The organism is Deltaproteobacteria bacterium (genome assembly GCA_019308925.1).
GTDB lineage: Bacteria > Desulfobacterota > B13-G15 > B13-G15 > RBG-16-54-18 > JAFDHG01.
Window position 1 is genome coordinate 1 of the sequence record JAFDHG010000116.1, and the last position, 2,531, is coordinate 2,531.

The 2,531-nt window shown below is 48.4% G+C and carries 4 protein-coding genes; all 4 read right to left on the reverse strand.

Annotated elements, in window-relative coordinates; all coding sequences use genetic code 11:
* Positions 1 to 30: 30 nt before the first annotated feature.
* Genes JRI46_12470 through JRI46_12485 form a run of 4 tightly spaced genes read right to left on the reverse strand, consistent with a single transcriptional unit; the run spans position 31 to position 2,407 of the window.
* Positions 31 to 573 (reverse strand): Slp family lipoprotein, encoded by a 543-nt coding sequence (locus JRI46_12470; GenBank protein MBW2040379.1) that lies wholly within the window; start codon positions 571 to 573, stop codon positions 31 to 33.
* A 17-nt stretch (positions 574 to 590) separates the two neighbouring features.
* Positions 591 to 1,379, reverse strand: coding sequence for a P-loop NTPase (locus JRI46_12475; GenBank protein ID MBW2040380.1), 789 nt, complete (start codon positions 1,377 to 1,379; stop codon positions 591 to 593).
* Positions 1,380 to 2,030, reverse strand: coding sequence for a DUF3786 domain-containing protein (locus JRI46_12480; GenBank protein MBW2040381.1), 651 nt, complete (start codon positions 2,028 to 2,030; stop codon positions 1,380 to 1,382).
* A gap of 11 nt (positions 2,031 to 2,041) precedes the next feature.
* Positions 2,042 to 2,407, reverse strand: a complete 366-nt coding sequence (locus tag JRI46_12485; GenBank protein ID MBW2040382.1) for a hypothetical protein — start codon at positions 2,405 to 2,407, stop codon at positions 2,042 to 2,044.
* Positions 2,408 to 2,531 lie beyond the last annotated feature (124 nt).

The following is a 2,531-nucleotide window of genomic DNA, read 5'->3' on the forward strand; positions in this document are numbered from 1 at the left end:
ATCCTTGCGCTCATCTTGACTCCTCCCTTATCACCAACATGGCCATGGATAGTGATAATACCACCATGGACGCCACAAGTAAGGTGGGGGATAACAATAAACCGGTTCTTTTTCTTCAACCGGCCATAGATATATCTCTTTCACTTCAATAAACGGATAGGTGTACTCAATCTCCCCAAGTGGCAGGACCCTCTTTCCAGTGATCTCTCCTCCTATCGTGGCCTCCCTGCCCCGCCTGTAGACAGCGACATCCAAAAACCCCTTGTAAAGCCCCAGAAACCTTCCCTTTGACTTATCCACATCTTTCGGTCGTGAAGAAGGATCACCGGGTATCTGAAGGATTTCCAAAAGGGTGCCCTCTTTGGTATTCTTTGAGTCCAGGATAATACCGGAGAGCACCGCCACCTTTCCTGTATATGCCTCAGGGTCTTTAATAATCTCATCAAACCCTATTCTTTGGGCTTGTGTCATCAGCTGCTTCGAGATTACCGGGGCACATCCCGAGGCAAACACAAAGAAACACAACCCCAGGCAAACGACACAGCCCAGCAAGATATTTTGCCTTGATTTCATGATGATCCCTCTTAAGTTTAAAGAAGCAGTGTTTTTACAATACCTTCCATTTCAGCAGATGCCTCAGATACATCAAAAGTCTTTCCCTCAAGGCATGCATCCACGATCTTGCCGTGGTAATGGATGGTTCCAAGTATGGGAACGCCTGTGTGGTGTAGTTTATCCTTTAAAACGTTTTCTTGTTCCGGCGAGGACACCTTGTTAAGGATGGCCCCTTTAAAGGATGCACCTACGGATTGGGTTAACTCCTTGATTTTTGCAGCCATGGTGACGGATTCAAGGGATGGCTCAACAACGCATACCACCGCATCCACACTTGCCTCAATGCCCCGGCCGAAGTGTTCTATGCCGGCATCCATGTCCACAAGCATGACTTCATCTGAACCCAGCTCGAATTTTTTAAGAAATTCTCTTGTAACAACCCCCATGGGACAGGCACATCCTTCCAGGGCCTGATGGATCTTTCCCGTAGTGATGAGCCTGAGATTTTCCTTTTGAGCAAGATATTCAGATGGAATGGAGTCCCTAAAGATCCTTTCCCCTTCCCAGATAGACATCTCCGGCTCGTTTTCGCCTCTAGAAAACCGCGCCATCATCTTTTCTTGGACACTCCTTTTGCCACCCAAGGATTCCATCAAAGGGTGTGGGGGCTTCTCAAACCCCAGCATCCAAAAGAGACCTGCATTGGACTCATCGGAGTCCAAGACAATAACGGCTTTACCTTGTTTCTCGAAAACATCGGCCATCAGTTTGGCAATGCTACTTTTCCCACTCCCTCCTTTGCCGCATATGCATATCTTCATCATTTACCCCTCTATATGGCTTTCGTGCTCTGTCCTTTCTAGATGCTTTATCAACCATCTTGCAAGGACCATCCCTGTGATAGCAAGGCACTCCATGTCGAGATACCTTTCCGCCCTCCTTTCAAAAAGCAAAGAACTCTGAGCTGGAAACTCTTCATCCTCATCATTGAATAAAAGCAAAACAGGTACTTTAGGAAGCGCCTCAAACCTTACGCAAAGATCATAGGAAACCCCAAGCTCTGCTGGCAGGCCGCCTATTGCATCACAGGCATCTTTTAACAACGAAAGCTTGCCGGAAAAATTCCGACTGATCGCCTTTTCCACATTATTAGTAAAGCCTTCCACAAAAGGGGCGGCGTCCTTAAACTCTTTATATGTGACATATGTGATCCACCCCGCCTCCGAGGGCTCCTTTTCCGGACACATCAGTAGATACTTACATAATACTACACTTATTTCATGGCTGGGTCTTTTCCCCTGGTCATCGGTAATGCCTTCTGGGGATACCCGATAAGGTGCACCATAAAAGGGGATTATCAGGTGCCCCTTCTCGAGACTCAAGCCAAGCCTCTCCTTAATGGAGCGAAAGTCGATAGAGGAAATTCTTTCCAGGTATTCCAGATAGATCCGATCAAAAACCTCGCTTTTTGCCATAATATTTCTCCCTACCATAACCGGCACACAACCCGATCACCTCGCTTCTCCCCCCGGACCTTCTCCATGTGCCTGAGCACGGATAACTCCCGTTCCAGATCCTTCGGGCGTAAATTATCCCCCAGCCGCTGAAGCAGATCCTGATGTTCAATGCCACCGGTTTCCTCCAAGATCTTAAGGATCTGCTTCTGGATAGGGGTCAATGCCTCAGGCGAAGCAGAGTGTTTCTCAAAGGACTTCGCGGCATAAACCGCCCATGGATCGCATCCCTTGGGAGGGGAAAGTGCATCCATATAGCAATCCTCGCAAAGTATCTGGCCCAGATACTCCTTTTTTTCTCCAGGTTCAATCTGGGCATTGCAACGATCGCACTTCATGATTTTTCCTTCGTGCGCCCAGCCAAAGCTGGGATGTGTGTTGATAGATGAAACGATCTATCCCCGATAAATTGCCCGTTCGCTCGGGTAGTCCACCCTCCGGCTCCGGGGGTGACCCCGTGGG

Bases quoted from the DNA above. Each gene is read 5' to 3' on its own strand.
- JRI46_12475 (MBW2040380.1), bottom strand. From the start codon at position 1,379: ATGATGAAGATATGCATATGCGGCAAAGGAGGGAGTGGGAAAAGTAGC.
- JRI46_12485 (MBW2040382.1), bottom strand. From the start codon at position 2,407: ATGAAGTGCGATCGTTGCAATGCCCAGATTGAACCTGGAGAAAAAAAG.
- JRI46_12480 (MBW2040381.1), bottom strand. From the start codon at position 2,030: ATGGCAAAAAGCGAGGTTTTTGATCGGATCTATCTGGAATACCTGGAA.
- JRI46_12470 (MBW2040379.1), bottom strand. From the start codon at position 573: ATGAAATCAAGGCAAAATATCTTGCTGGGCTGTGTCGTTTGCCTGGGG.